The organism is Streptomyces sp. NPDC039462 (assembly GCF_055639375.1).
Genome location: NZ_JBVKAO010000001.1, coordinates 1,290,062 through 1,314,885 on the forward strand (window position 1 = coordinate 1,290,062; position 24,824 = coordinate 1,314,885).

Annotated in this window: 17 protein-coding genes and 1 pseudogene; 13 read left to right on the plus strand and 5 right to left on the minus strand. The window is 71.3% G+C overall.

The annotated features are described in order from the left end of the window. Positions 1–131 precede the first annotated feature (131 nt). Positions 132–2,315: a 3-hydroxyacyl-CoA dehydrogenase NAD-binding domain-containing protein gene (locus ACZ7LU_RS05510; RefSeq protein WP_471915780.1), complete on the plus strand. Its 2,184-nt coding sequence runs from the start codon at positions 132–134 to the stop codon at positions 2,313–2,315. A 61-nt stretch (positions 2,316–2,376) separates the two neighbouring features. Here the strand turns inward: ACZ7LU_RS05510 and ACZ7LU_RS05515 are convergent, their stop codons facing one another. After that, positions 2,377–3,126, minus strand: a complete 750-nt coding sequence (locus ACZ7LU_RS05515; RefSeq protein ID WP_471150762.1) for a MerR family transcriptional regulator — start codon at positions 3,124–3,126, stop codon at positions 2,377–2,379. A gap of 132 nt (positions 3,127–3,258) precedes the next feature. Here ACZ7LU_RS05515 and ACZ7LU_RS05520 point away from each other — a divergent pair, with 132 nt between their 5' ends. The 5 genes from ACZ7LU_RS05520 (at position 3,259) to ACZ7LU_RS05540 (ending at position 9,033) form a co-directional block, all read left to right on the plus strand. After that, positions 3,259–5,073 carry an AMP-dependent synthetase/ligase gene (locus ACZ7LU_RS05520; protein WP_471915781.1) on the plus strand — a complete coding sequence of 605 codons (1,815 nt, stop codon included), beginning with the start codon at positions 3,259–3,261 and terminating at the stop codon, positions 5,071–5,073. A 159-nt stretch (positions 5,074–5,232) separates the two neighbouring features. Then, positions 5,233–6,702: an amino acid permease gene (locus ACZ7LU_RS05525; RefSeq protein WP_398299261.1), complete on the plus strand. Its 1,470-nt coding sequence runs from the start codon at positions 5,233–5,235 to the stop codon at positions 6,700–6,702. Between the two features lie 111 nt (positions 6,703–6,813). Beyond that, the gene (locus ACZ7LU_RS05530) at positions 6,814–7,230 is read left to right on the plus strand and encodes a hypothetical protein (protein ID WP_471915782.1); all 417 of its coding nucleotides are present in this window, start codon (positions 6,814–6,816) and stop codon (positions 7,228–7,230) included. A gap of 71 nt (positions 7,231–7,301) precedes the next feature. Then, the gene (locus ACZ7LU_RS05535; RefSeq protein WP_468557860.1) at positions 7,302–8,099 is read left to right on the plus strand and encodes an alpha/beta fold hydrolase; all 798 of its coding nucleotides are present in this window, start codon (positions 7,302–7,304) and stop codon (positions 8,097–8,099) included. A gap of 67 nt (positions 8,100–8,166) precedes the next feature. Further along, a complete protein-coding gene (locus ACZ7LU_RS05540; protein ID WP_471915783.1) occupies positions 8,167–9,033 on the plus strand; it encodes an oxygenase MpaB family protein in 867 nt (288 codons plus the stop codon). A 27-nt stretch (positions 9,034–9,060) separates the two neighbouring features. Here the strand turns inward: ACZ7LU_RS05540 and ACZ7LU_RS05545 are convergent, their stop codons facing one another. After that, positions 9,061–10,581, minus strand: a complete 1,521-nt coding sequence (locus ACZ7LU_RS05545; protein WP_468302976.1) for a M1 family metallopeptidase — start codon at positions 10,579–10,581, stop codon at positions 9,061–9,063. Between the two features lie 202 nt (positions 10,582–10,783). Here ACZ7LU_RS05545 and ACZ7LU_RS05550 point away from each other — a divergent pair, with 202 nt between their 5' ends. The 5 genes from ACZ7LU_RS05550 (at position 10,784) to ACZ7LU_RS05570 (ending at position 19,298) form a co-directional block, all read left to right on the plus strand. Further along, positions 10,784–12,754, plus strand: a complete 1,971-nt coding sequence (locus tag ACZ7LU_RS05550; protein ID WP_471915784.1) for a Xaa-Pro dipeptidyl-peptidase — start codon at positions 10,784–10,786, stop codon at positions 12,752–12,754. Then, on the plus strand, positions 12,751–14,031 hold the full coding sequence (locus ACZ7LU_RS05555) for a M14 family metallopeptidase (protein WP_471915785.1): 1,281 nt from the start codon (positions 12,751–12,753) through the stop codon (positions 14,029–14,031). The genes ACZ7LU_RS05550 and ACZ7LU_RS05555 overlap by 4 nt, the downstream gene beginning before the upstream one ends. A gap of 134 nt (positions 14,032–14,165) precedes the next feature. Then, positions 14,166–15,851 (plus strand): BCCT family transporter, encoded by a 1,686-nt coding sequence (locus ACZ7LU_RS05560; protein ID WP_471916485.1) that lies wholly within the window; start codon positions 14,166–14,168, stop codon positions 15,849–15,851. 133 nt (positions 15,852–15,984) lie between these two features. Next, complete coding sequence (locus ACZ7LU_RS05565; protein WP_471915786.1) at positions 15,985–17,028, plus strand: oxidoreductase; 1,044 nt, start codon at positions 15,985–15,987, stop codon at positions 17,026–17,028. A gap of 617 nt (positions 17,029–17,645) precedes the next feature. After that, positions 17,646–19,298 (plus strand): ABC-F family ATP-binding cassette domain-containing protein, encoded by a 1,653-nt coding sequence (locus ACZ7LU_RS05570; protein ID WP_471915787.1) that lies wholly within the window; start codon positions 17,646–17,648, stop codon positions 19,296–19,298. A gap of 50 nt (positions 19,299–19,348) precedes the next feature. Here the strand turns inward: ACZ7LU_RS05570 and ACZ7LU_RS05575 are convergent, their stop codons facing one another. The 3 genes and pseudogenes from ACZ7LU_RS05575 to ACZ7LU_RS05585 form a co-directional block, all read right to left on the minus strand. Beyond that, positions 19,349–21,769: a Tex family protein gene (locus tag ACZ7LU_RS05575; RefSeq protein WP_471915788.1), complete on the minus strand. Its 2,421-nt coding sequence runs from the start codon at positions 21,767–21,769 to the stop codon at positions 19,349–19,351. 129 nt (positions 21,770–21,898) lie between these two features. Continuing rightward, positions 21,899–22,012 (minus strand): annotated as a pseudogene (locus ACZ7LU_RS05580) (LPFR motif small protein); the annotation flags it as partial. A 92-nt stretch (positions 22,013–22,104) separates the two neighbouring features. Further along, entirely contained in the window at positions 22,105–22,995 is an 891-nt protein-coding gene (locus ACZ7LU_RS05585) for an SCO6745 family protein (protein WP_471915789.1), read from the minus strand. 191 nt (positions 22,996–23,186) lie between these two features. Between ACZ7LU_RS05585 and ACZ7LU_RS05590 the strand changes: the two genes are divergently transcribed. Further along, complete coding sequence (locus ACZ7LU_RS05590; RefSeq protein WP_471915790.1) at positions 23,187–24,200, plus strand: GlxA family transcriptional regulator; 1,014 nt, start codon at positions 23,187–23,189, stop codon at positions 24,198–24,200. Then, entirely contained in the window at positions 24,191–24,823 is a 633-nt protein-coding gene (locus ACZ7LU_RS05595) for a DJ-1/PfpI family protein (RefSeq protein ID WP_471915791.1), read from the plus strand. The genes ACZ7LU_RS05590 and ACZ7LU_RS05595 overlap by 10 nt, the downstream gene beginning before the upstream one ends. The last annotated feature ends 1 nt before the right edge of the window (position 24,824 follow it).

The window sequence follows — 24,824 nt, forward strand, 5'->3', positions numbered from 1 at the left end:
ACGGCGCACGAAGTGCGCCTTTCAGGGGCGCGGGGAACTGCGCGACCAGCCCCCACCGGCGGCCGGTCGGCCACCATCCCCCGCTGCCCGCCCCAGATTCCGCCTGCCACAGACTTCACGGAGAAACAGACATGACCGCAAGCACAACGATCCGCTGGGAACAGGACGACACCGGTGTCGTCACCCTCGTCCTCGACGACCCCAACCAGTCCGCCAACACCATGAACCAGGCGTTCAAGGACTCCATCGCGGCGATCGCCGACCGCGCGGAGGCCGCCGTCGCGGCCGACAAGGACGCCATCCGCGGGTTCATCTACACCTCCGCGAAGAAGACCTTCTTCGCGGGCGGCGACCTCAAGGACATGATCAAGGTCGGCCCGGAGAACGCCCAGCAGGCGTTCGACACGGGCAACGCGATCAAGAACTCGCTGCGCCGCATCGAGACCCTGGGCAAGCCCGTCGTCGCCGCCATCAACGGCGCGGCCCTCGGCGGCGGTTACGAGATCGCCCTCGCCTCCCACCACCGCATCGCCCTCGACGCCCCCGGCTCCAAGATCGGCCTGCCCGAGGTCACCCTCGGCCTGCTCCCGGCCGGCGGCGGCGTCACCCGCACCGTGCGCCTCATGGGCATCACGGACGCACTCCTCAAGGTGCTCCTCCAGGGCACCCAGTACAACCCGAAGCGCGCCCTGGAGAACGGTCTCGTCCACGAAGTGGCCGCCACTCCGGAGGAGATGATCGAGAAGGCCCGCGCCTTCATCGACGCCAACCCCGAGTCGCAGCAGCCCTGGGACAAGCCCGGCTACCGCATCCCGGGCGGCACCCCGGCGAACCCCAAGTTCGCGGCGAACCTCCCTGCCTTCCCCGCCAACCTCAAGAAGCAGACCGCGGGTGCCAATTACCCGGCCCCGCGGAACATCCTCGCGGCGGCCGTCGAGGGCTCCCAGGTCGACTTCGAGACCGCGCTGACCATCGAGGCCCGGTACTTCACCGAGCTGGTCACGGGCCAGGTCGCGAAGAACATGATCCAGGCGTTCTTCTTCGACCTCCAGGCCGTCAACTCCGGCGCCAACCGGCCCAAGGACATCGAGCCGCGCCAGGTCCGCAAGGTCGCCGTGCTCGGCGCGGGCATGATGGGCGCCGGCATCGCGTACTCCTGCGCCCGCGCGGGCATCGAGGTCGTCCTCAAGGACGTCTCCGCCGAAGCCGCAGCCAAGGGCAAGGGATACTCCGAGAAGCTCTGCGCCAAGGCCGTCCAGCGGGGCCGTACGACCCAGGAGAAGGCGGACGCGCTGCTCGCCCGCATCACGCCGACCGCGGACCCGCAGGCCCTCGCGGGCTGTGACGCCGTGATCGAGGCGGTCTTCGAGGACACCTCGCTCAAGCACAAGGTGTTCCAGGAGATCCAGGACATCGTCGAACCGGACGCGCTGCTCTGCTCCAACACCTCCACGCTGCCCATCACCACGCTCGCGGAGGGCGTCTCGCGGCCCGTCGACTTCATCGGGCTCCACTTCTTCTCGCCCGTCGACAAGATGCCGCTCGTCGAGATCATCAAGGGCGAGCGGACCGGCGACGAGGCGCTCGCCCGCGCCTTCGACCTGGTGCGCCAGATCAACAAGACGCCGATCGTCGTCAACGACTCGCGCGGCTTCTTCACCTCGCGCGTCATCGGGCACTTCATCAACGAAGGCGTCGCGATGGTCGGCGAGGGCATCGAGCCCGCGTCCGTCGAGCAGGCGGCGGCCCAGGCGGGCTACCCGGCGAAGGTCCTGTCCCTGATGGACGAGCTGACCCTCACCCTGCCCCGCAAGATCCGCAACGAGACGAAGAAGGCCGTCGAGGAGGCGGGCGGCACCTGGGCGGGCCACCCCTCGGACACCGTGATCGACCGCATGGTCGACGAGTTCGAGCGCCCCGGCAGGAGCGGGGGAGCGGGCTTCTACGACTACGTGGACGGCAAGCGCGCCAAGCTCTGGCCGGGCCTGCGCGAGCACTTCACCAAGCCGGGGCACGAGATCCCGTTCAAGGACATGCAGGAGCGCATGCTCTTCTCCGAAGCGCTCGACACCGTACGCCTCCTGGAGGAGGGCGTCCTGACGTCGGTCGCCGATGCCAACATCGGCTCCATCCTCGGCATCGGCTTCCCGGGCTGGACGGGCGGCGTCCTGCAATACATCAACGGCTACGAAGGCGGTCTGCCCGGATTCGTGGCACGCGCGCGTGAGCTCACCGAGCGCTACGGAGAGCGGTTCACGCCGCCCGCGCTGCTCATCGAGAAGGCGGAGAACGGCGAGAAGTTCAGCGACGACTGACACCGCACCACAGAGGGTGACGACTGACACCGCTCCACAGAGGGTTCCGTGCGGGAGTGGCTCAGCTCTCCTTGAGCCACTCCCGCAGCTCCTCCTTGAGGGACCGCTGGAACGCGGTCACCAGCGCCTGCACCACCATCGGCTGCATATGGGCCGAGAGCGACCGCATCGCCGCCACGTGTTCGGGGTCCGACTCACGCTCGCGGTAGGGCCCCCAGACCTCGTCACGGAAGAGCCGGGACAGCTCGTGCGCGGCCTCACGGGTGTGCTCCATCAGGACCGTGCGCGCCGCCAGGATCGTCTCGTGCGCGATGGGCACGTCCAGGAGCTGCACCCCGAGGCGCAGCAGGCCGAGGTCCACGCGGTACGTGCCCGGCACCGGGGTGCGGGCGATCACGCCCATCGCCGCGAGCCGGTCCAGGTCCTCGTCGTCGAGGGCGCGGCCCGCCCTGCGCTCCAGCTCGGCGTGCGGGGTGTCCTCCGCCGAGTCGGGCGCCCACGAGGCCACCACGGCGCGGTGGATGGCCAGGTCGTGCGCGCTCAGGTCCGCGGGCAGCTGCTCCAGATACCGCTCGATCGCGGCGAGCGTCATGCCCTGGTGCTGGAGCTCCTCGATGAGCGCGAGCCGGGACAGGTGCTCCTGGCCGTAGTGGCCGACGCGGCGCGGCCCGATGACCGGCGGCGGGAGCAGCCCCTTGGTGCTGTAGAAGCGGATCGTGCGGACCGTGACGCCCGCGCGCGCGGCGAGTTCGTCGACCGTGAGCGTCGGCTCCTCGGCCCCGGTCGCGACACCCTCGGTGTCGGTCGTCATGGCGGCGCCATCCCTCCCCGGTCGGCTCGGGGGACGTCTCCCCGCTTCATGCGTCAATCCGGTGCAACAGTATTGCTGGCACACCAGTGTTGTGAAACCCTCCGGCCCAATCGATGGCACCAGGAGGCGGTCATGACCACGATCCTGCGACTCCCCGGAGACCCTGCCGACATCACGCTCCCCGCCCTGCTGCTCCGCAACGCCGAGGACCACGGCGACCTGCCCGCGCTCTCGTGGCGCGTGGGGGAGGAGTGGTCGACGCTCACCTGGCGCGAGGCGCGGCGCAAGGTGGCCGTCCTCGCCGCCGGTTACGCCGCGCTCGGCGTCGAGCGCGGCGAGCACGTCCTGATGATGATGGGCAACCGCCCCGAGCACTGGCTGAGCGACCTCGCCCTGGTGCACCTCGGTGCCGTGCCCGTCACCGTGTACGGCACGTCGGCCCCCGAGCAGGTCGCGCACATCGTGCGGCACAGCCGGGCCCGCTTCGCGATCGTCGAGGGCGCCCGCGAACTGCCGCGCTGGGAACCCCTCCTGTCGGACGACACGGCTCCGCTGGAGCGCCTCGTCGTCGTGGAGGCGGCCGAGGCGGGCGAACACCGCACGTACGGCTCCCTGCACGCCACCGGAAGCCGCCTCTTCAACCCCGACGCCTTCGAGAAGGCCTGGCGTGAGAACCGCCCGACCGACCCGCTCACCGTCGTCTACACCTCGGGCACCACGGGCGACCCCAAGGGCGTCCGCCTCACCCACCGCAACGTGATCCTCAACGGCATCGCCCTGGACGGCGTCGTCGAGCTCCCCGCACACGTCGGGCACATCTGCTACCTGCCCTTCGCGCACATCGCGGAGCGTCTGCTCGGCATCTACCTGCCGGTGCTCCGCGCCGCCCACGTCTATCTGTGCGCCGACCCCGCGCACGTGGCCGCCACCGCGCGCGAGCTGCGTCCCTCCCAGTTCTTCGGCGTCCCGCGCGTGTGGGAGAAGCTCGCCGCCTCCGTGCGGGCCGCGCTCGCCGGGCTGCCGGAGGAGCGGCGCCGCGCCATTGAGGCGGCGAACGAGACGGCACGCGCGCACGTCGCCTGCCGGGAGCGCGGGGAGGAGCCGCCCGCCGAGCTGGCGGCGGCGTATGCGGAGGCCAAGGAGAAGGTGCTCGACCCGCTGCTCGCCCTGGCCGGCTTCGACCGCCTCGTGTGGACCGCGAGCGCGTCGGCGCCGATGCCGGTGGACGTGGCCAGGTTCTGGGCCGGCTTCGGCCTCGTGATCATGGACGCGTGGGGGCTCACCGAGACCTCCGGCGTCGTCACGACGAACGGCCCTGACGGGTTCAGGATCGGCTCGGTGGGCCGCCCCCTCGAAGGCCTGGAGGTACGCGTCGCCGACGACGGCGAGATCCTGGTGCGCGGCGCGACGGTCTTCGACGGGTACCTGCGGCCGGACGGCGGCGTCGACGACGCGCGGGACGCGGACGGCTGGTTCGCCACCGGCGACATCGGGCGGCTGGATGCGGACGGCTACCTCTGGCTCACCGACCGCAAGAAGGAAATGATCGTGACCTCGACGGGCAAGAACGTCGCGCCCGCCCTCGTCGAGAGCGCGCTCAAGGAGCACCCGCTGATCGGGCAGGCCCTCGTCCACGGGGACGGCCGCTCGTATTTGGTGGCGCTGCTCGTGCTCGACCCGGAGATGGCGCCCGCCTGGGCCGCCGCGCACGGCATCGAGGGGGAGCCGGCCACGCTGGTCACCCATGAGGCGGTCCTCGCGGAAGTGGCCCGCGCGGTGGAGGCCGCCAACGCGCGCCTGAACCGCACCGAGCAGATCAAGCGCTACCGGCTGCTCGCCGAGGAGTGGGGCCCGGAGACCGGCGAGCTGACGCCGTCCCTGAAGCTGCGCCGCCGGGTCATCCGTGACAAGTACATGCAGGTCATCGATGCTCTGTACACCCCCTGACCAGCATGTGAGAAGTCCCGCTATGTGACGTGTGCCACCGCGTGCGGGGCGATGTGTGGGGGAAGGTGTCCCGTCGGTCCGCGCGCGTCAGGGGTGTCGCGGGCCGGAGCACATCCGGACCCCGGAGCTCTTCCGGGCACCAGAGAGTAGATCCCCCACGTGAGCAAGGAAGCCGTAGATTCGGCCGTCCTGGACGCATCCCGCACCGATGCGCGCCAGGCCCCCGCGGACGCGGGCGACGCCGGTTACAGCAAGGACCTCAAGGCCCGTCACGTCAACATGATCGCGATCGGTGGCGCGATCGGCACCGGCCTCTTCCTGGGGGCGGGCGGCCGCCTCCACTCGGCGGGCCCCGCGCTCGCCCTCGCGTACCTCGTGTGCGGCATTTTCGCGTTCTTCGTCGTCAGGGCGCTCGGCGAGATGGTCCTGTACCGGCCCTCGTCCGGTTCGTTCGTCTCGTACGCGCGTGAGTTCCTGGGCGAGAAGGGCGCGTTCTTCGCCGGTTGGATGTACTTCCTCAACTGGTCGACCACCTGCATCGCCGACATCACGGCGATCGCGCTGTACACGCACTACTGGAGCTTCTTCACCGACATACCCCAGTGGGTGCTCGCGCTGATCGCCCTCGCGGTCGTGCTGTCGGTGAACCTCGTCTCGGTGAAGTACTTCGGCGAGATGGAGTTCTGGTTCTCGATCATCAAGGTGGCCGCACTGAGCGCCTTCATGATCATCGGTATCTTCCTGCTGGCCAGCCAGCACAAGGTGGGCGGCGAGACGCCCGGCCTCAACATGATCACCGACCACGGCGGCCTCATGCCGAACGGTCTGATGCCGGTCGTGATCGTGATGCAGGGCGTCGTCTTCGCGTACGCCTCGCTTGAGCTGGTCGGCGTCGCGGCGGGCGAGACCGCCGAGCCGCAGAAGATCGTCCCGCGCGCGGTGAACTCGATCATGTGGCGCGTCGGCCTCTTCTACGTCGGCTCCGTCGTCCTGCTCGCGCTGCTCCTGCCGGGCACGGTGTACTCGGCCGACCAGAGCCCGTTCGTGACGGTCCTCTCCAAGATCGGCGTACCGGCCGCCGGCGACGTGATGAACTTCGTGGTCCTCACCGCCGCCATGTCCTCGCTGAACTCCGGCCTCTACTCCACGGGCCGCATCCTGCGCTCGATGGCGATGGCGGGCTCCGCCCCGAGGTTCACGGCCAAGATGAACCGGAACCAGGTCCCCTACGGCGGCATCCTGCTCACCGCCTCCCTCGGCGTTGTCGGCGTCGGCCTCAACAAGGTGGTTCCGGGCAAGGCCTTCGAGATCGTCCTGAACGTGGCCTCGCTCGGCATCATCGGCACCTGGATCACGATCATGGTCTGCCACCTCGCCTTCGTGCGCAGCGCGAAGCGCGGCGAGATCACCCGGCCGAAGTTCCAGCTCCCCTTCAGCGGCATCACCGAGTACGTGACGATCGCGTTCCTGCTCGCCGTCCTCTGCCTGATGTGGAAGGACGCCGAGGTCGGCCGCAAGACGCTGTTCCTCATCCCGGTCGTGGGCGCGGCCCTGGTCGTGGGCTGGTTCGGCGTCCGGCGCCGGGTGGAGCGCGAGGCGCAGAGCCTCACGGTGCCGAAGGACAGCTGACAGCGCGCCGCTGCGCGGAGGACGGCTCGGCCCGGTGCGGCATCGGTCGCACCGGGCAACTGGCCCGCATGTGTGCGTTGTTGCGCACGGATGAGCGGGTAGAGCCCCGACATGCAGTTCATCCCCGCGCAGCTCATCCCCATGTGGCTCGGCCCCACACAGCTCGGCCCCATCGCCCTGCTCTGTGCCCTCTGCCTCCTCGCCGTACGCCTCCTGTCCGGCGCCGGCCGGGTCCCCGTACTCGCAGCGCCGCCGGTGGACGGCAGCCGGCGGGAGCCGCGCGGAATGCTGCTCTCCGAGGCGCGCGCGGGCGGCCCGTGGGAGGACGCCGGGCCCCTCGCCACCGGCCAGGCCCGCGAGGAGGCGGAGCGTGCCGAGGCGGAGGCGGAGCTGCGCCGCCAGATCTCCGAGTGGGCGTCCGAGGTGGCGGGCCGCATCGCGGAGGCCCCGCGCACGGCCCCACGCCCCGCCCCGCGCGCCGACGCGTGGACCGAGCCGGGGCCCGATCCGACGGGTTCCGGTCGCTAGGCGTACGCATTCACGCCCTCGTCCGCCGCCCCCACTGGTGGCCCGGCCCCCGCGGTCGGAGACTCGGGGACATGGACGTCATGGTCTCGGTCAAGGACGGCGAACTGTGGTCGCACGACTCGGGTGAACCGAGCGGCACGGAAGGCGGCAGTCTTCCCCTGGTCCTGTTGCACCCCGGAGTCGGCGACTCCCGCATCTGGGACGGCATCCTGCCGAGCCTCACGGAGCGGCACCGGGTGATCCGTTACGACGCGCGGGGGTACGGCAGGTCGCCGGCCCCGACCTCCTCGTACTCCCTGGTGGAGGACCTGATCGCCGTCCTCGACCACTACGGCGTGGCCCGCGCGGTCCTGGCCGCCTCCAGCATGGGCGGCGCGACGGCCCTCAGCCTCGCGCTCCGCGACCCGGGCCGGGTGGCGAGCCTCGCCCTGGTCGTCCCGGGCGTCACCGGTGCCGCCGACCTGGTCCCGGCGGAGTTCATGGCCGAGATGGGCCGGCTCGCCGAGGCGCGCGACATCGACGGCATCGTGGCCCTGCTCAGGCGCACGTCGGGCGCCGCGGGCGCCGGGGGAGAGGACCCGGAGGTGGAGGCCCACATCAGGGCGGTGATCCCGGCCTGGTTCGCCAACCACCCCCACAACGTCCCCGACCCGCCCGTCTACGACCGGCTCGGCGAGCTCGACGTTCCGTGCGTCCTGGCCCTCGGGGAACTCGACCAGCCCGAGGTGGTCCGCGTGAACGAGACGATGGCGCAGCGCATCCCCGGCTGCCGCCTGGTCCGCCTCGAACACAGCGACCACTTCCCGACGGTCCGCGAACCCGACGCCGTCCTGGACGTCATCCTGGACGCGTACGCCCTGGCGCGCTGACGGCCCGTCCGCCCCCGGTCGCATACTGGAACACGCACGCACCGGGCACGGCCGAGGAGCACGTCACATGAACCACCACGCCGACGACCGCGACCCGGAACCGCCCCCGCCCGGTGGCATCCTCTGGAGCATCGCGGGCGACATCCGCATGTTCCTGATGCTGCCGCCCGCGCTCACCATGCAGGTCGCGCACCCGGCGGTCGGCGCGGGCGTCGACGAGCACTCCGTGTTCCGGACCGACCCGTGGGGGAGGGGCGAGCGCTCGGTGCGCTCGGTCCTGCTGTGGGTGTACGGCGGGGAAGACGCCGCCGCGGAGGGCCGCAGGCTGCGCGCACTGCACCGCACCATCCAGGGCACGGACACGCGCGGCCGCCGCTACCACGCACTGACCCCCGCGAACTACGCGTGGGTCCACGCCACCGGCTTCCCCGTCTACCAGCACGCGCAGAGGTACCTCGGCCGCCCCTTCACCGAGGCACAGGAACGGCAGCTGTACGCGGAGTGGCTCAGGGTCGGGCGCGTCCTCGGCCTCCACGACCGGGACATGCCGCAGACGCTGGAGGAGTTCTGGCCGTACTACCGCAAGGTCCTCGCCGACGAGCTCGAACTCACGCGGGTGGCCGCCGAACTGACCGCCACCGACCAGCCCGTCCCGCCCCCGGACCGCGGCCCGCTCCCCGTACGCCTGCTGCTGCGCGCCCTGTGGCCCGTACTGCTGCCCCCGCTGGCCCGCTTCCGCCGCTTCGTCACGATCGGCCTGATGCCGCCGGACGCCCGAGAGGCGATAGGCCTGCCCTGGACCGCCGCGCAGGAGCGCAGGCTGCGCCGCTTCGGCCGGGTGGTCCGCACCGTGGTGCCCCTCCTGCCGGAGCGCCTGCGCTATCTGCCCGCGGCCCGCAAGGCGAGGGCACGGCACCGCGCCGCCGGGCGGTAGACCCTGACGGCGCGGCGCACCCGGTTTTCAGTGCTTGTGACCGTGCTGCTTCGCGTGCCCGTGGTCGTGCACCCCGTTCGTCGCGGCGATCTGCTTCCACGACTTCGGCTTCGCCGGGGCGGCCGACGACCGGGCGATCCCGGCGTCCCGCGCGGCGGGAGCCGCCGGGCGCGACGGCTGGTAGAGCCACGTGTCGAACAGCTCCGCGAGCGGCTTGCCCGAGATCTTCTCGGCGTACTTCACGAAGTCGCCGACCTTGGCGTTGCCGTACGCGTGCTTCTTCGGCCACCCCTTCAGGATCTTGAAGAACGCCTCGTCGCCGACCTCGTTGCGCAGCGCCTGCAGCGCGAGCGCGCCCCGGTCGTAGACCGCGCCGTGGAACTGGTTGTCGGGGCCGGGGTCACCCGGCTTGACCTTCCAGAACGGGTCGTCCGCGGGGCGCAGGGAGTACACGTAGTCCGCCAGCTCCTGCGCGGTGCCCTCGCCCTCCTTCTCCGACCACAGCCACTGGCTGTAGCGGGCGAAGCCCTCGTTGACCCAGATGTCCTTCCAGTGGTGCACGGAGACGCTGTCGCCGTACCACTGGTGGGCGATCTCGTGGACGACGATCGACGCGTTGGAGCCGTTCGCGAACGCGGCGGGGCTGTAGAAGGGCCTGGTCTGCGTCTCCAGGGCGTAGCTGCTCTTCACGTTCGGCACGTACCCGCCGAGCGCGTTGAAGGGGTACTTCCCGAAGACCGTCTCCAGCCACTCGGTGATCTCGGTGGTCCGCTCGATGCTGGCCCGTGCCGCACCGGCGTTGTCACCCAGATCCTTGCTGTACGCGTTCAGGACGGGCAGGCCGCTCTCCGTCTTGTCGGTCGTGATGTCGAACTTGCCGACCGCGAGCGTCGCGAGGTAACTGGCCTGCGGCTTGTTCGACCGCCAGCTGTAGCGGGTCCAGCCGAGACGCGAACTCTGCGCTTGGAGCACGCCGTTGGAGATCGCCTGGGTGCCGTCGGGCACGGAGACGGAGACGTCGTAGGTGGCCTTGTCCAGCGGGTGGTCGTTGGAGGGGAACCACCACACGGCGGCCTCCGGCTCCTGCGCCGCGACGCCGCCGTCCGGCGTCCGGTGCCAGGCCGTGTAACCGTTGATCTTCAGCTCGGACGGCTTGCCCGCGTACCGCACGACGACCGTGATGGCCGTGTCCTTCGGCAGCCCGGCCTGCGGGGTGATCTCCAGCTCCTGGTCGCCGGTCTTCTTGAACTTCGCCTTCTTGCCGTTGACCCGCACCTCGGAGACCTTGAGGCCGAAGTCGAGGTTGAAGCGCGAGAGGTCCTGCGTGGTGCGGGCGTTGAGCGTCGCCGTGCCTTCGAGAAGGTCCGTCCTGGGCTGGTACTTCAGCCGCAGGTCGTAGTGCGAGACGTCGTATCCGCCGTTGCCGCTCGCCGGGTAGTAGGGGTCGCCGATGCCCGGCGCCCCGGGGGAGAAGTCCGCCGCCGATGCCGGGATCGCCAGCAGGAGAGAGGCCGCGAGCGCGCCCGGGGCGATGAGTCTGCGGTGCACAAGAGCTCCAAGTCGTAGGGGCACAACATCTGTTCGTCTTGGTCCTGGAGCCTATTCAGCCCCGCCCGCACACGTCATGTCCATGGCCTCGGACGTCACACGATCGCCATTCGGCCGACATGTGCCTGGTTGTCCCATGCACCTGTCGCGACCATGTGCGGCCCTCTGTCGCACGGGGGTTCACCGGTGTACCTTCCGCGCCATGCCGATACGTGCGCGACGCACCCGACTCCTGTGGAGAACGCTGCTTACGGCGGCCCTGGCCGCCCTGATGGCCACCCTCATGTCCCCGGGCGCGGCGCAGGGGGCCGCCCCGGCCCCGCGCAAGCCGGGCGAGAGCAGACCCGTGTACTCGTACGAGGACGCGATACGCGAATCCGTATGGGTCGACACCAGGATCGACGGCGACGCGGACGGCAGGACCGACCGCGTCGCCGTCGACATAGTCAGACCCCGTGAACTCGACCGCACGGGCCGCCGGATCCCCGTGATCATGGACGCGAGCCCGTACTACGCCTGCTGCGGACGTGGCAACGAGAGCCAGAAGAAGACGTACGACGAGAACGGCGACCCCGTCCGCTTCCCGCTCTACTACGACAACTACTTCGTGCCCCGCGGCTACGGCTACGTCGCCGTCGACCTCGCGGGCACGAACCGCTCCGACGGCTGCGTCGACGTCGGCGGACGCTCCGACGTCCAGTCCGCCAAGGCCGTCGTCGACTGGCTGAACGGCCGCGCCCGCGGCTACACCAGCCGCACCGGCGGGGAACGCGCGACGGCGTCGTGGAGCAACGGCGCCACCGGCATGGTCGGCAAGAGCTACGACGGAACCGTCGCGCAGGGCGTCGCCGCCACGGGAGTGCCGGGGCTCAAGACCATCGTGCCCATCGGCGCCATCTCCTCCTGGTACGACTACTACTTCGCCAAGGGCGCCCCGCTCTACGACAGCGGCCCCGAGTGGCTGTCGAACTACGTGGAGAGCCCCGAGGCCCGCGCCCGCTGCGGCGCCGTGCAGCAGCGGCTGATCGACGGGGCGCCCCGCACCGGCGACTGGACCCGTCTGTGGAGCGAGCGCAACCACGTACCGGACGCCGACAAGGTGCGCGCCAGCGTCTTCGTCGTCCACGGCATGCAGGACCTCAACGTCCGCACCAAGCACTTCGGCCAGTGGTGGGACGCGCTCGCCGAGCACGGCGTCGACCGCAAGATCTGGCTCAGCCAGGCCGGCCACGTCGACCCCTTCGACTTCCGCCGCGCCGAGTGGGTGCGCACGCTGCACCGCTGGTTCGACCACGAACTCCTCGGATACGACAACGGCATCGACCGCGAACCGATGGCCGACATCGAGCGCGCCCCGGACCGCTGGAGCACCGACCGCGTCTGGCCCCCGCGCGGCACGCACGCCGTCAAGCTGCGCCCCGCCAAGGGCGCCGCATCCGGCGTGGGCACCCTCGGCACCCGCCCGGGCAAGGGCACCGAGACCTTCACCGACGACCCGGGTCTTGACGAGACCGACTGGGCCGAGCGAATCGACACATCGACTCCGAGCAAGGCGGGCTTCGTCAGCAAGCCGCTCGCCCGCGACCTGCGCCTGTCCGGCTCATCGAAGGTGACCGTCACCGCGACCCCGACGACCCGCACCGCCCACCTCTCCGCGGTCCTCGTCGACCTCGGACCCGACACCATCCGCGACTACGCCGCCGCGGGCGAGGGCATCACCACCCTCCCCGAACGCACCTGCTGGGGCGCGAGCACCACGGGTGACAGCTCCTGCTTCAAGGAGACGCGCGCCAAGACCGCCGCCGTCGACTACACCATCTTCAGCCGCGGCTGGGCCGACCTCGGCAACTGGGCCGACGCCCGGCACGGCCGCCCGCTCACCCCGGGCAAACCGCACACCATCACCCTCGACCTCGCCGCGACCGACCACGTCGTACCGAAGGGCCACCGGCTCGCACTGATCGTCGCGGGCACCGACAGGAACCTGATCGAGCCGCCCGCGGACACACCGACACTCACCCTCGACCTGGCCCGCACCTACGCGAAGGTGCCGCTGGCCGGCGGCGCGAAGGCGTTCACCACCACCGAGTCCGTCGCTCCCCGCGAGTCCCGCCTCGACGGCGTGGCCCCGCCGCGTCCGCTCAACCCCATCCCCGGAGGCACCACTTCATGACACCCCGCATCCGCACCCTGGCGCTCGCCTGCGCCGCCGCCGCGCTCGCCGCACCGCTCCTGACGGCGCCCGCACAGGCGACGCCGACCCCGCCCCGTACCGGATTCGAGGAGACGAACGGCGCGCGCTGGACCAGTCAGCCCGAGGAACAGGACCTCCTCGCCACCGTGGACAGGGCCGCGAAGAGAGTCTCGGTAGCCCGCATAGGCACCACCAAGCAGGACCGGCCCGTCCAGCTCGTCCGCATCGGCGAACGGCCGACGAAGAACACCGTGTTGCTGATCTGCAGCCAGCACGGCGACGAGCCCTCGGGCCGCGAGGCCTGCCTGTCCACGATCCGCGACCTCGCCTACGCGAAGGACAAGAAGACCAAGCGCTTCCTCTCCCGCACCACGCTCCTCGTCGTGCCCACCGCCAACCCGGACGGCCGCGCCGCCGACACCCGCGGCAACTCCGACGGCGTCGACATCAACCGCGACCACCTCTCCCTGAAGACCGCGGAGGCCCGCGCCCTGGCCGCCGTGATCCGCGACCACAAGCCGGACGTCATCTACGACCTGCACGAGTACGGCGCCACCCCCAAGTTCTACGACAAGGACCTGTTCGACCTCTGGCCGCGCAACCTCAACACCGACGAGGCCGTGCACGGCGAGGCACAGACCCTGTCCAAGGCGTACGTGCGACCGGCCGCCGAGCGCGACGGCCACACCACCGGCACGTACGGAATCTGGACCGACCCCGTCACCGGCGAGCCCATCAAGCAGGTCGCGGGCGACGGCCAGGAGCGCATCCTGCGCAACATGTCCGGCATCAAGCACGCCGCGGGCCTCCTGATCGAGAGCCGCGTCGACCCCCTGACGGACGCCGAGAAGAAGGACGAGGCGCTGAACAACCGGCGCCGCGTGACGTCCCAGCTGTCGGCGCTCGGCGGGCTGTTCGACTACACGGACGAACGCCGCCGACAGCTGGAGGCGGCCACCGGCGCGGCCCGCGCCGAGGGCTACCGCGACCGCGGCCCTGTCTACGTCGGCGGCGCCGACAACGACCCCGCCGAGCCGGCAGAGACCATCCAGAACCCGCCCTGCGGCTACCGCCTGACCGCCGCCCAGTACGGCGACATCAAGGACGAACTGGCCCTGCACGGCGTCACCGTGAAGCGCCTCAAGTCCGGTGCGTACGTCCCGCTGCGGCAGTCGGCACGGGCTCTCGTGCCGCTGCTGCTCGACGAGCGTGCGCCGTATCACATGGTCACAGGTCGGCCCGACATGGTCTGTTGAGCAGGTGAGAGGTGCGTCACATGTGGTAGGGGGTAGCGGAGAACAAAGTCTCGACCCAATCGACCCCTTGAAAGGTGTCACTTGTGACGCAGGATCAACATAAAGCGGACGACGGGGGAGGGTCGCCGGACATCATGGCGCCCGCCCCCGGCGGTCGGTCCCCACAGACGGACCGGGTGGTCTTCGGCGTGACCGCCGTGCTCACCCTCGCGTTCGTGATCTGGGGCGCGGTGTCGACGGACTCGCTCGAGAATGTCTCCACGGACATGCTCAACGGGCTGATGCACAACGGCGGTTGGTTCTTCATGCTGACCGCCACCGGGTTCGTCGTCTTCGCGCTCTGGCTGGCGGTCAGCCGGTACGGGAAGATCACGCTCGGCCGGGAGGGCGAGGACCCGGAGTTCCGCACCGTCTCCTGGGTCGCCATGATGTTCAGTGCCGGCATGGGCATCGGCCTGATGTTCTACGGGGTGAGCGAACCCCTGGCCCACTTCACCACGCCACCGCCGGGCACCGACCCGGCGGACGCGCCCGCGGCCATGGAGACCGCGATGGCCACCACCCTCTTCCACTGGACGCTCCACCCGTGGGCGATCTACGCGGTCGTGGGCCTCGCCATCGCGTACAGCACCTTCCGCCGCAACCGCCGGCAGACCATCAGCGCCGTCTTCGAGCCGCTCATCGGCAAGAAGCACGCACGCGGCGCCTGGGGACGGGTCATCGACATCCTCGCCATCTTCGCCACGCTCTTCGGCTCGGCCGCCTCGCTGGGCCTCGGCGCCCTGCAGATCGGCAGCGGCATCGAGGAGCTCGACTGGATGAAGACCGCGGGCACCGGCCTGCTCGTCGTGATCATCGCCGTGCTGTCCGTGGCGTTCGTGGCGTCCGCCGTCTCCGGTGTGGAGAAGGGCGTGCAGTGGCTCTCCAACATCAACATGGTGCTCGCCGGGCTGCTCGTCGTCTTCGTCTTCATCGCGGGCCCGACGGTCATCATCCTCGACATGGTGCCGACGTCGATCGGCGCCTACCTCAACGACCTGCCGCAGCTGATCGGCCGCACCGAGGCGTCCAGCGGCAAGGGCGTCGCGGACTGGCTGAGCAGCTGGACGGTCTTCTACTGGGCCTGGTGGATCTCCTGGACGCCCTTCGTCGGCATGTTCATCGCCCGCATCAGCCGCGGCCGTACGGTCCGTCAGTTCGTCGGCGGCGTCATCCTGGTGCCCAGCACCGTCAGCCTCATCTGGTTCGCGGTGTTCGGCGGCAGCGCCATGACCGTCTCCGACCGCGGCGGGCTCAAGGGCGACATGTCCCAGGAGGCCCAGCTCTTCGGCCTCCTCCACGAGTACCCGATCGCCACCGTGACCAGCCTCCTCGTGATGATCCTCGTCGGCATCTTCTTCGTCTCCGGTGCCGACGCCGCGTCCATCGTGATGGGCACGCTCTCCCAGAAGGGTGCCCTCGAACCCGGCCGGTTCGTCGTGGTCTTCTGGGGTCTCGTGACCGGCGCCGTCGCGGCGATCATGCTGCTGATCGGCGACGGCTCGGACGACGCGCTCACGGGCCTGCGGAACCTCACGATCCTGGTCGCCGCGCCGTTCACCCTCGTCATGATCGGCATGTGCGTGTCCCTCATGCGGGACCTGCGCCACGACCCGCTGATCGTTCGCGGCGAGCACGGCACCGAGGTCCTCGAAAAGGCCGTCATCGCAGGCCACGAGCACCACGACGGTGACTTCGAGCTCCGGATCGGCCCCGCCCGCGACGACACCGGCGACGGTGACGGACCGGAACAGGACAACGACCCGGCCGGCCCCCGCTGACCGGGCGCCCCAGGAGGCGGCGCCCCAGCCGCGCCGCCTCCTGGGCCCACTCGTCGCGCTCCGCCGGGCACGCCCCGCGGCGGAATCCGTGATGCCGTGCTCACATCGCACGTCAGGTGGGGATACTCACAGCATGTCTGCCGAGTACGCGACCTTCGGTCTGGCACCGGCCATGCGCGCCGGTGGAGTTCTCGCCAACGGTGACTACCAAGTGCACCGCGACTTCGTCGACTTCATCGTGAACGGGCGCCCGCTCCTCTTCCAGCTCTCCGACCTCGACGCGGTGTCGCCGCTGGCCGCCGACATCCCCCCGGCGATCTTCACCGCGCACGTCCGCAGGCTGCTCCTGGAGGCCGAGGCGCCGCTGGGTGACGGGCGGTACGTCATATACGGCTGCCCCGAGTGCGAGGGTCTCGAGTGCGGCGCCGTCACGGCGGTGATCGAGCGGAGCGACGACGGCAGTGACGACTTCGTCTGGCGCGACTTCGCCTGGCAGACGGCCGAACCCGCCGACCTGGAGCTCAACGGCTACCACGGCATAGGGCCCTTCCGCTTCCGGGGCGCCGAATACCGTGCCGCGCTGCATCAGTTGCTCTCCGAGAGCGAGCGGCAGGCCCGCCGCCGCGTCCTGCTGATCGGCGCCCGCGTGGCGGTGCTCGCCAAGCTGGCGGCGGCGCTCCGCACGATCGGCATCGGCGCGGAGATCGCGGCGGACGCGGAGGGAGTCCCGGAGGACGAGCTCCGCACGTACGGAGCGGTCGCCTTCGGACCTACGATCCCCGACGCCACGCGCCGGGCCGTACGGTCGGCCTTCGACGCGGCCGGCGTCGACGTCGCCTACGTCGACGGCCTCGCGCCCATCATCCCGCTCCTCGTCGCCCAGATCGAGTACGCGCTGGACCGCAGCCCGCGGGAACAGCGCCGCCTCACCCGTCTCGCGGCGGATCCGGCCTCGGCGCAGCTGGACGTCACCTCCACGTGCCGGGTCCGACTCACGACGTACCGCGTGGACCGGCTCTCCCGCACGCACGTCCACGAAGTCTTCGACGAGGTCCTGGAGCCGGGCCACCACGAGGTTCCCCTCGCCCCCAAGTCCACAAAGGGCAACGCCTACGTAGTAGCCCGAACCTCCACCAGCGTCCTGGTGACCCCGGCCTGCCCCGCCCCGCCGGGGTAGGGCCCCAAGCCCGCCGCTCCGCGGCGGATGCTCCCCACCCACCCACCCGTTTGCCCCGCGCCGTCCCGCGGGGGTAGGGGCGGGTGGGCGGGGGTCGCCCCGCGACGCAGCTGCCGTGCAGGGGATCGAAGGCGAGGTGCGCCCGAGGAACCCCCGCCGGGCCGCAGGCGCAAACGTGCCCGAGGGGGGTGGTGAACCCCAACCGGGCCACAGGCGCAAACGCGCCCGAGGGGGTGGTGAACCCCCACCGGCCGTCCGCCGCAATGGAGACGGGAGGGGACGTGGGGGTATGTGCGCACGGAGCACTGAGCGCACTGTGGCGTCTTTGTTCTTGAGGCGTGGCGCGTAGTGATGGCGAGTACGTACATACCCCCGCGGCCCCGCACCCACAGACGAAGCAAAGGCGACCCCGCCCAAGGCGCCCCCGCCAGAACCCGCCCGGCTCACAGACGAAGCAAAGGCGCCCCCGCCCACCCAAGGCGAGCCCGCCCCCGAGCCCCCGCCCCACAGGCGAAGCAAAGGCGACCCCCGCCCAAGGCGCCCCCGCCAGAACCCGCCCCGCCCCGCCCAAAAGCCGGTGCACCCCCCACCCACCCCTCACCTACAATCACCCCCTGATGACCGCAACCCTCGTCGCCAAAGATCTCGCCGCCGGCCACGGCGACCGCACCCTGTTCTCCGGACTGGATCTCGTCGTCGCCCCCGGCGACGTCATCGGTCTCGTCGGGGCCAACGGAGCGGGGAAGTCCACCCTGCTGCGGCTGCTCGCGGGGGTGGATGCCCCCGAAGGGGGTGAGCTGAGGCTTTCGCCGCCCACCGCCTCCGTAGGACACCTCCCCCAGGAGCCCGACCGCCGCCCCGGCGAGAGCATCCGCGCCTTCCTGGCCCGCCGCACCGGCGTGGCGGAGGCCCAGCGCGTCATGGACGACGCCACCCAGGCCCTCGTCGACGGCGCCCCCGGCGCGGACGACGCGTACGCCACCAGCCTGGAGCGCTGGCTGGCGCTCGGCGGCGCGGACCTCGACGAGCGCGCCGAGGAAGTCGCCGACTCGCTCGGCCTCACCGTGGGCCTGGACCAGCCGATGACGTCGCTCTCGGGAGGCCAGGCGGCCCGCGCGGGCCTCGCCTCGCTCCTCCTCTCCCGCTACGACGTGTTCCTCCTGGACGAGCCGACCAACGACCTCGACCTGGCCGGCCTGGAGCGCCTGGAAAGCTTCGTACGAGGGCTGCGCGCCGGCACCGTCGTGGTCTCGCACGACCGCGAGTTCCTCACCCGCACCGTCACCAAGGTCCTCGAACTCGACCTGGCCCAGCAGCAGATCAACCTCTACGGCGGCGGCTACGACGCGTATCTGGAGGAGCGGGAGACGGCCCGCCGGCACGCCCGCGGCGACTACGAGGAGTACGCCGACAAGAAGGCCGCGCTCCAGAGCCGCGCCCAGATGCAGCGCTCCTGGGCCGACAAGGGCGTCAAGAACGCCCGCCGCAAGGCCGCCAAGGGCGGCGACAACGACAAGATCGGCCGGAACTTCCGCAGCGACACCAGCGAGAAGCAGGCGGCGAAGGCCCGCCAGACGCAGCGCATGATCGAGCGCCTCGACGTCGTCGAGGAACCCCGCAAGGAGTGGGAGCTCCACATGGAGATCGCGGCGGCACCCCGCTCCGGCGCGGTCGTCGCGAGCCTGCGCGACGCGGAGGTGCACCGGGGCGCGTTCACGCTCGGCCCGGTCACGCTGCAGATCGACTGGGCGGACCGCGTGGCCATCACCGGCGCCAACGGCTCGGGCAAGTCGACGCTGCTCGCCGCCCTCCTGGGACGCGTCCCGCTGGACGCGGGCCACGCGGCCCTCGGCTCGGGCGTCCTCGTCGGCGAGGTGGACCAGGCGCGCGCGCTGTTCCACGGCAAGGAGTCCCTGCTGGACGCGTTCTGCGCGGCCGTGCCGGACACCGAGCCGGCCGAAGTGCGCACGCTGCTCGCCAAGTTCGGCCTGAAGGCGGACCACGTGCTGCGTTCGGCGGCCACGCTCTCTCCCGGCGAGCGGACCCGCGCGGCCCTCGCCCTGCTCCAGGGCCGGGGCGTCAACCTCCTCGTCCTGGACGAGCCGACGAACCACCTGGATCTGCCGGCGATCGAGCAGCTGGAGTCGGCCCTGGAGGCGTACGAGGGAACGCTGCTTCTGGTCACGCACGACCGCAAGATGCTGGACGCGGTCCGGGTGACGCGCCGCCTGGCGGTGGCGGAGGGCAAAGTGACGGAACCGCCACTCTGACCTCCGCGCACCTCACGCCCGGCGCCGCACGTCAGCCCCGCTGCTGAGCGTCAGCCCCGCTTGGGATCCACGAGCCCGGCCCGCCGCAACGCCTCGGCCATCGCGTCGTTGGCGGGCGGCGGCCCCTGCCGCTGCTGCTGCCGCTGACCGCGCTGCCCCTGACCGGAACGCTGTCCCTGACCGGAGCGCTGCCCCTGGCCGCCCTGCTGCCGCTGCCTGGGCGGCCGCCCGCCCCGCTTGGGCTGCGTCTCGTCCGAGGCACCGGAAGCAGCCGCCTCGTCGTCGAGACGCAGCGTCAACGAGACCCGCTTACGAGCGACGTCGACGTCCATGACCTTCACCTTGACGATGTCGCCGGGTTTCACGACGTCCCGCGGGTCCTTGACGAACGTCTTCGACATGGCGGAGACGTGCACCAGGCCGTCCTGATGGACGCCCACGTCCACGAAGGCACCGAACGCAGCGACGTTCGTCACGACGCCTTCGAGGATCATCCCGGCGGTCAGGTCGGAGATCTTCTCCACGCCGTCCTTGAAGGTCGCCGTCTTGAAGGCGGGACGCGGGTCGCGCCCGGGCTTCTCCAGCTCCTTCAGGATGTCCGTGACGGTGGGCAGACCGAAGACGTCGTCCACGAACTGCTCCGGCTTCAGCGAGCGCAGCGCAGCCGTGTTGCCGATCAGTGAAGCGACCTCACCTCCCGCCGACTTCACCATCTTGCGCACCACGGGGTACGCCTCGGGGTGCACGCTGGAGGCGTCCAGAGGGTCGTCGCCGCCGCGGATGCGGAGGAAGCCCGCGCACTGCTCGTACGCCTTCGGGCCGAGCCTGGGCACGTCCTTGAGGCTCTTGCGGCTCTTGAACGGGCCGTTCGCGTCGCGGTGCGCCACGATGTTCTCCGCGAGGCCCGAGCCGATGCCCGAGACGCGCGCGAGGAGCGGGGCGGACGCCGTGTTCACGTCCACGCCGACGCCGTTCACACAGTCCTCGACGACCGCGTCCAGCGAGCGGGAGAGCTTCACTTCCGACAGGTCGTGCTGGTACTGGCCGACGCCGATCGACTTGGGGTCGATCTTCACGAGCTCGGCGAGCGGGTCCTGGAGGCGCCGCGCGATGGAGACCGCGCCGCGGATCGAGACGTCGAGGTCCGGCAGCTCCTGCGAGGCGAAGGCCGAAGCCGAGTACACGGAGGCGCCCGCCTCGGAGACCATCACCTTCGTGAGGTTCAACTCGGGGTGCTTGGCGATGAGTTCACCGGCGAGCTTGTCGGTCTCGCGGGACGCCGTGCCGTTCCCGATGGCGATCAGGTCGACGTCGTGCTCCTTGGCGAGCCGCGCGAGCGTCGCCAGGGACTGGTCCCACTTGTTCGCCGGGACGTGCGGGTGGATCGTGTCGGTCGCGACGACCTTGCCGGTGGCGTCGACGACGGCCACCTTCACACCCGTACGGAAACCGGGGTCGAGGCCCAGCGTCGCGCGTGTGCCCGCGGGTGCCGCGAGCAGAAGATCGCGCAGGTTCGACGCGAAGACCCGGACGGCCTCGTCCTCGGCGGCCGTCCGCAGGCGCAGCCGCAGGTCGATGCCGAGGTGCACGAGGATCCGGGTCCGCCAGGACCAGCGCACGGTGTCCTGGAGCCACTTGTCGGCCGGGCGCCCCCGGTCGGCGATGCCGAAGCGGTGGGCGACGATCCCCTCGTACGAAGAAGGGGTTCCCGGCGTGGCGTCGGCCTCCTCCGGCTCCAGGACGAGATCGAGGACGTCCTCCTTCTCGCCGCGCAGCATGGCGAGGATGCGGTGCGAGGGCAGCTCGGTGAAGGGCTCGGCGAAGTCGAAGTAGTCGGCGAACTTGGCGCCCGCCTCCTCCTTGCCCTCCCGCACCTTCGCCACGAGGCGGCCGCGCACCCACATGCGCTCGCGCAGCTCACCGATCAGGTCGGCGTCCTCCGAGAACCGCTCGGCGAGGATCGCCCGGGCCCCGTCCAGCGCGGCCTGCGAGTCCGCGACGCCCTTGTCGGCGGCGACGAACGCGGCCGCGGCGGCGTGCGGTTCCACGGTCGGGTCGGCGAGCAGCCCGTCGGCCAGCGGCTCGAGCCCCGCCTCGCGGGCGATCTGCGCCTTCGTGCGCCGCTTCGGCTTGAAGGGCAGATAGATGTCCTCGAGCCGCGCCTTGGTGTCCGCCTCGCGGATCCGCGCCTCGAGCTCGTCCGTGAGCTTGCCCTGCTCGCGGACGGATTCGAGGATGGCGGCGCGCCGGTCCTCCAGCTCGCGCAGGTAGCGCAGGCGCTCCTCGAGCGTGCGCAGCTGCGCGTCGTCGAGCATCTCGGTCGCTTCCTTGCGGTAGCGCGCGATGAAGGGCACCGTCGAGCCGCCGTCGAGCAGGTCGACGGCGGCCTTCACCTGCCGCTCCCGTACGCCGAGCTCCTCGGCGATCCTGCTCTCGATGGACGCTGGGGTGGACGTCTTCAAAGCTGCCACGTTCCGGTACCGCCTTCTCGCTCAGGTTGCCGGGCAATTGTGGCAGGTGGCGCCGACAGAGAGGGATCAGACCCGGCGGGCCCGGCCCATGCGCCCGGATCGGCGGCCGCCGCCGCGCCCGGCCCGCCCCGCGGTGCTGGAAGCTCCGCCGAACAGCCGGGCGACGGCCCGGAACGGCAGGGTGACGACGGTGGCGATGGCGCCGGCTATCTGGCGCAGGACGTCCGCGATGGCACGGAACATGAGGTTTCCCCTTTCGTCTCCCGACACGGCCGGGGTGGCGGCCAGGAGACGACCGGGTACCTCAGCTCGGCCGAGCCATGCCTGAACGGCGCTCAGCGCTTGCCGAGCAGATCCGCGGGGAACGCGCCGGCCTGCAGCGCCGTGCCGGTGATCAGGGTGCCGAGTTCGGTGAGACGCTCGACGCCGGCCGCGCCCAAGTGCTCGTACGGGGCCCGGTCCAGGTGGTCCGTCCGCGCCTCGATGTCCCTGCGCAGCGCCACGCCGTCCTCCGTCAACTCGCCCTCGCCGTCGAGCACTCCGCGTGCCCGCAGCCGCTCGGTGGCGGCCTCCCACTCCTCCTGGTTCCAGCCGCGGGTGGAGAAGACCCACTTGGGGCTGGTGCCCTTGCCGGTCGCGGTGTGGCTCACCAGGGCTTCGAGACCGTCGAGTCCGGCGTCGAGCAGCACGGTCAGGTGCCCGTCGCCGCGGTGCTCGCGCAGCAGCGTCGCCGCGTGCCAGTAGGCGAGGTGCGGCTCCTCGGGGACGGGCAGGTCGGCGTGGGCGGCATACAGCGGGCGGGCGCCGCGGGTGCAGGCCTCGGCGGCGCGCAGCGCGAGGCCCGCGGCCTCCGCCATCTCCGGCGAGGCGACGAGCTCGTCGCCGAGGAGGCGCCGCAGCGTCGTGTCGACGGCCCGCAGCCGCGCCGCGAGGACGTCTTCGGGGGAGGCCGTCCGCCAGATCCCTGGGACGTGCGCGGCGACGAGCTCGTACTTGTAGTTGTAGAAGGTGGCGGCCACGGTCCCGGGGCCGACGGCGCCCAGGGCCGCCGCGCGCACGGCGAAGTTGACGGCGTGCCGGTGGGTTATCCCGAGGGCGCCCAGCTCCCGCCCGACGTCGGGCGAGAAGTAGTGCGTCGAGTGGAGCGCGTTGAGCACGTTGTGGCAGCGGCGGCCGGCGCGCGGCTCCAGGGCGGCGGGCGCGGACGAGGTCGTCGAAGAGGTCATGCCCGCACGATACCTACTGGTTGGTATGGCGTCCCCAGGCCGGCTCACAGGCCGTCTCCCGGACCCGCTCCCCGGACCCGCTCCCCGGCCCCGCTCCCCGGACCGGCTCCCCGGACCGGCTCCCCGGTATGGCAGGAAAGGTGGGTTCTTCGTCATTGCGGACATCGGGCGGCGGGTCAAGACTCGGAGACATGGCCCAGCGAACCGTCCTGGTCGTCCTCTTCGACGGCGTCCAGAGCCTCGATGTCACCGGGCCCGTGGAGGTCTTCACGGGCGCGGACCTCTGCCGCGTCGACCCCAAGGGCGGCTATCTCGTCCGCACCGCCTCCCTCGACGGCGGCCCCGTCCGCACGTCCAGCGGCCTCACCCTGACCCCTGATTCCACCCTGGCGGACGCCCCGGCGCCGCACACCCTGGTGGTCCCGGGCGGTCTCGGCACATGCTCGGCTGACCCGGGGCTGACCGGCTGGCTGCGCGAGAACGGCCCGCGCGCGGAGCGCCTGGTGTCGGTCTGCACCGGAGCGACTCGGCTCGCCGAGGCCGGCCTGCTGGAGGGGCGCAGGGCGACGACGCACTGGGCGTACTGTGACCGCCTCGCCGAACAGCACCCGGGCGTCGAGGTCGACCCGGACCCCATCTACGTACGCGACGGTCATGTCGCGACGTCGGCCGGGGTCACCGCCGGCATCGATCTCGCCCTGGCGCTCGTCGAGGAGGACCTCGGCCGCGAGGTGGCGCTCACGGTCGCCCGCCATCTCGTGGTCTTCCTGCGGCGCCCGGGAAACCAGGCGCAGTTCAGCGCGCAGCTCGCCGCGCAGACCGCACGGCGTGAACCGCTGCGCGAGGTCCAGCAGTGGATCACCGAGCACCCGGCCGACGACCTCTCGGTCGACGCGCTGGCCGCGCGCGCCCGGCTCTCGCCCCGCCACTTCGCCCGCGCCTTCCTGGCGGAGACCGGGCTGACGCCGGGCAAGTACGTCGAGCGCGTCCGCGTCGAACACGCCCGCCGGCTCCTGGAGGACACCTCCGACGGGATCGAGGAGGTCTCACGCGCCTGCGGTTACGGCACCCCAGAGGCCATGCGCCGCGCCTTCGTCAAGGTCCTCGGCGCCGCACCCGCCGAGTACCGCCGCCGCTTCCACCCCGTTTCGACCGTTCCTTCCGCCGTTCCACACCGACAGGAGTCAGAGACCCCATGCAGATAGCCATCGCCCTGTACGAGCGCTTCACCGTCCTGGACGCCATCGGCCCCTACCAGACCCTGAGCGGCCTGCCCGGCGCCGAGACCGTCTTCGTGGCCGAGCAGGCGGGCCCGGTGCGCGACGACACCGGCAGCCTCGCCCTCGTCGCCGACAAGTCCTTCGCCGAGGTGCGGCGCCCCGACATCGTCGTCGTCCCCGGCGGCCCCGGACGGAGCGACCAGCTGGAGAACGAGCCGCTCCTCGGCTGGCTCCGCGCGGTCGACGCCACGACCACCTGGACGACCTCGGTGTGCACGGGCTCCCTCGCCCTGGCCGCCGCGGGCCTCCTCAAGGGCCGCCGCGCCACGTCCCACTGGCTCGCCCTCGCCGAACTGGACCGGCTCGGCGTCGAGTCGACGGGGGAGCGGGTGGTCTTCGACGGCAAGTACGTCACGGGGGCCGGCGTCTCCGCGGGCATCGACATGGGCCTCACCCTGGCCGGCCGGATCGCGGGCGACGAGCACGCGCAGACCGTACAACTGCTGACCGAGTACGACCCGCAGCCGCCCTACGACGCGGGGTCCCCGGAGAAGGCGCCCGCGCACCTCGTCGCGAAGTTCCGCGAGGAAAGCCCCTTCCTCCGGTAGG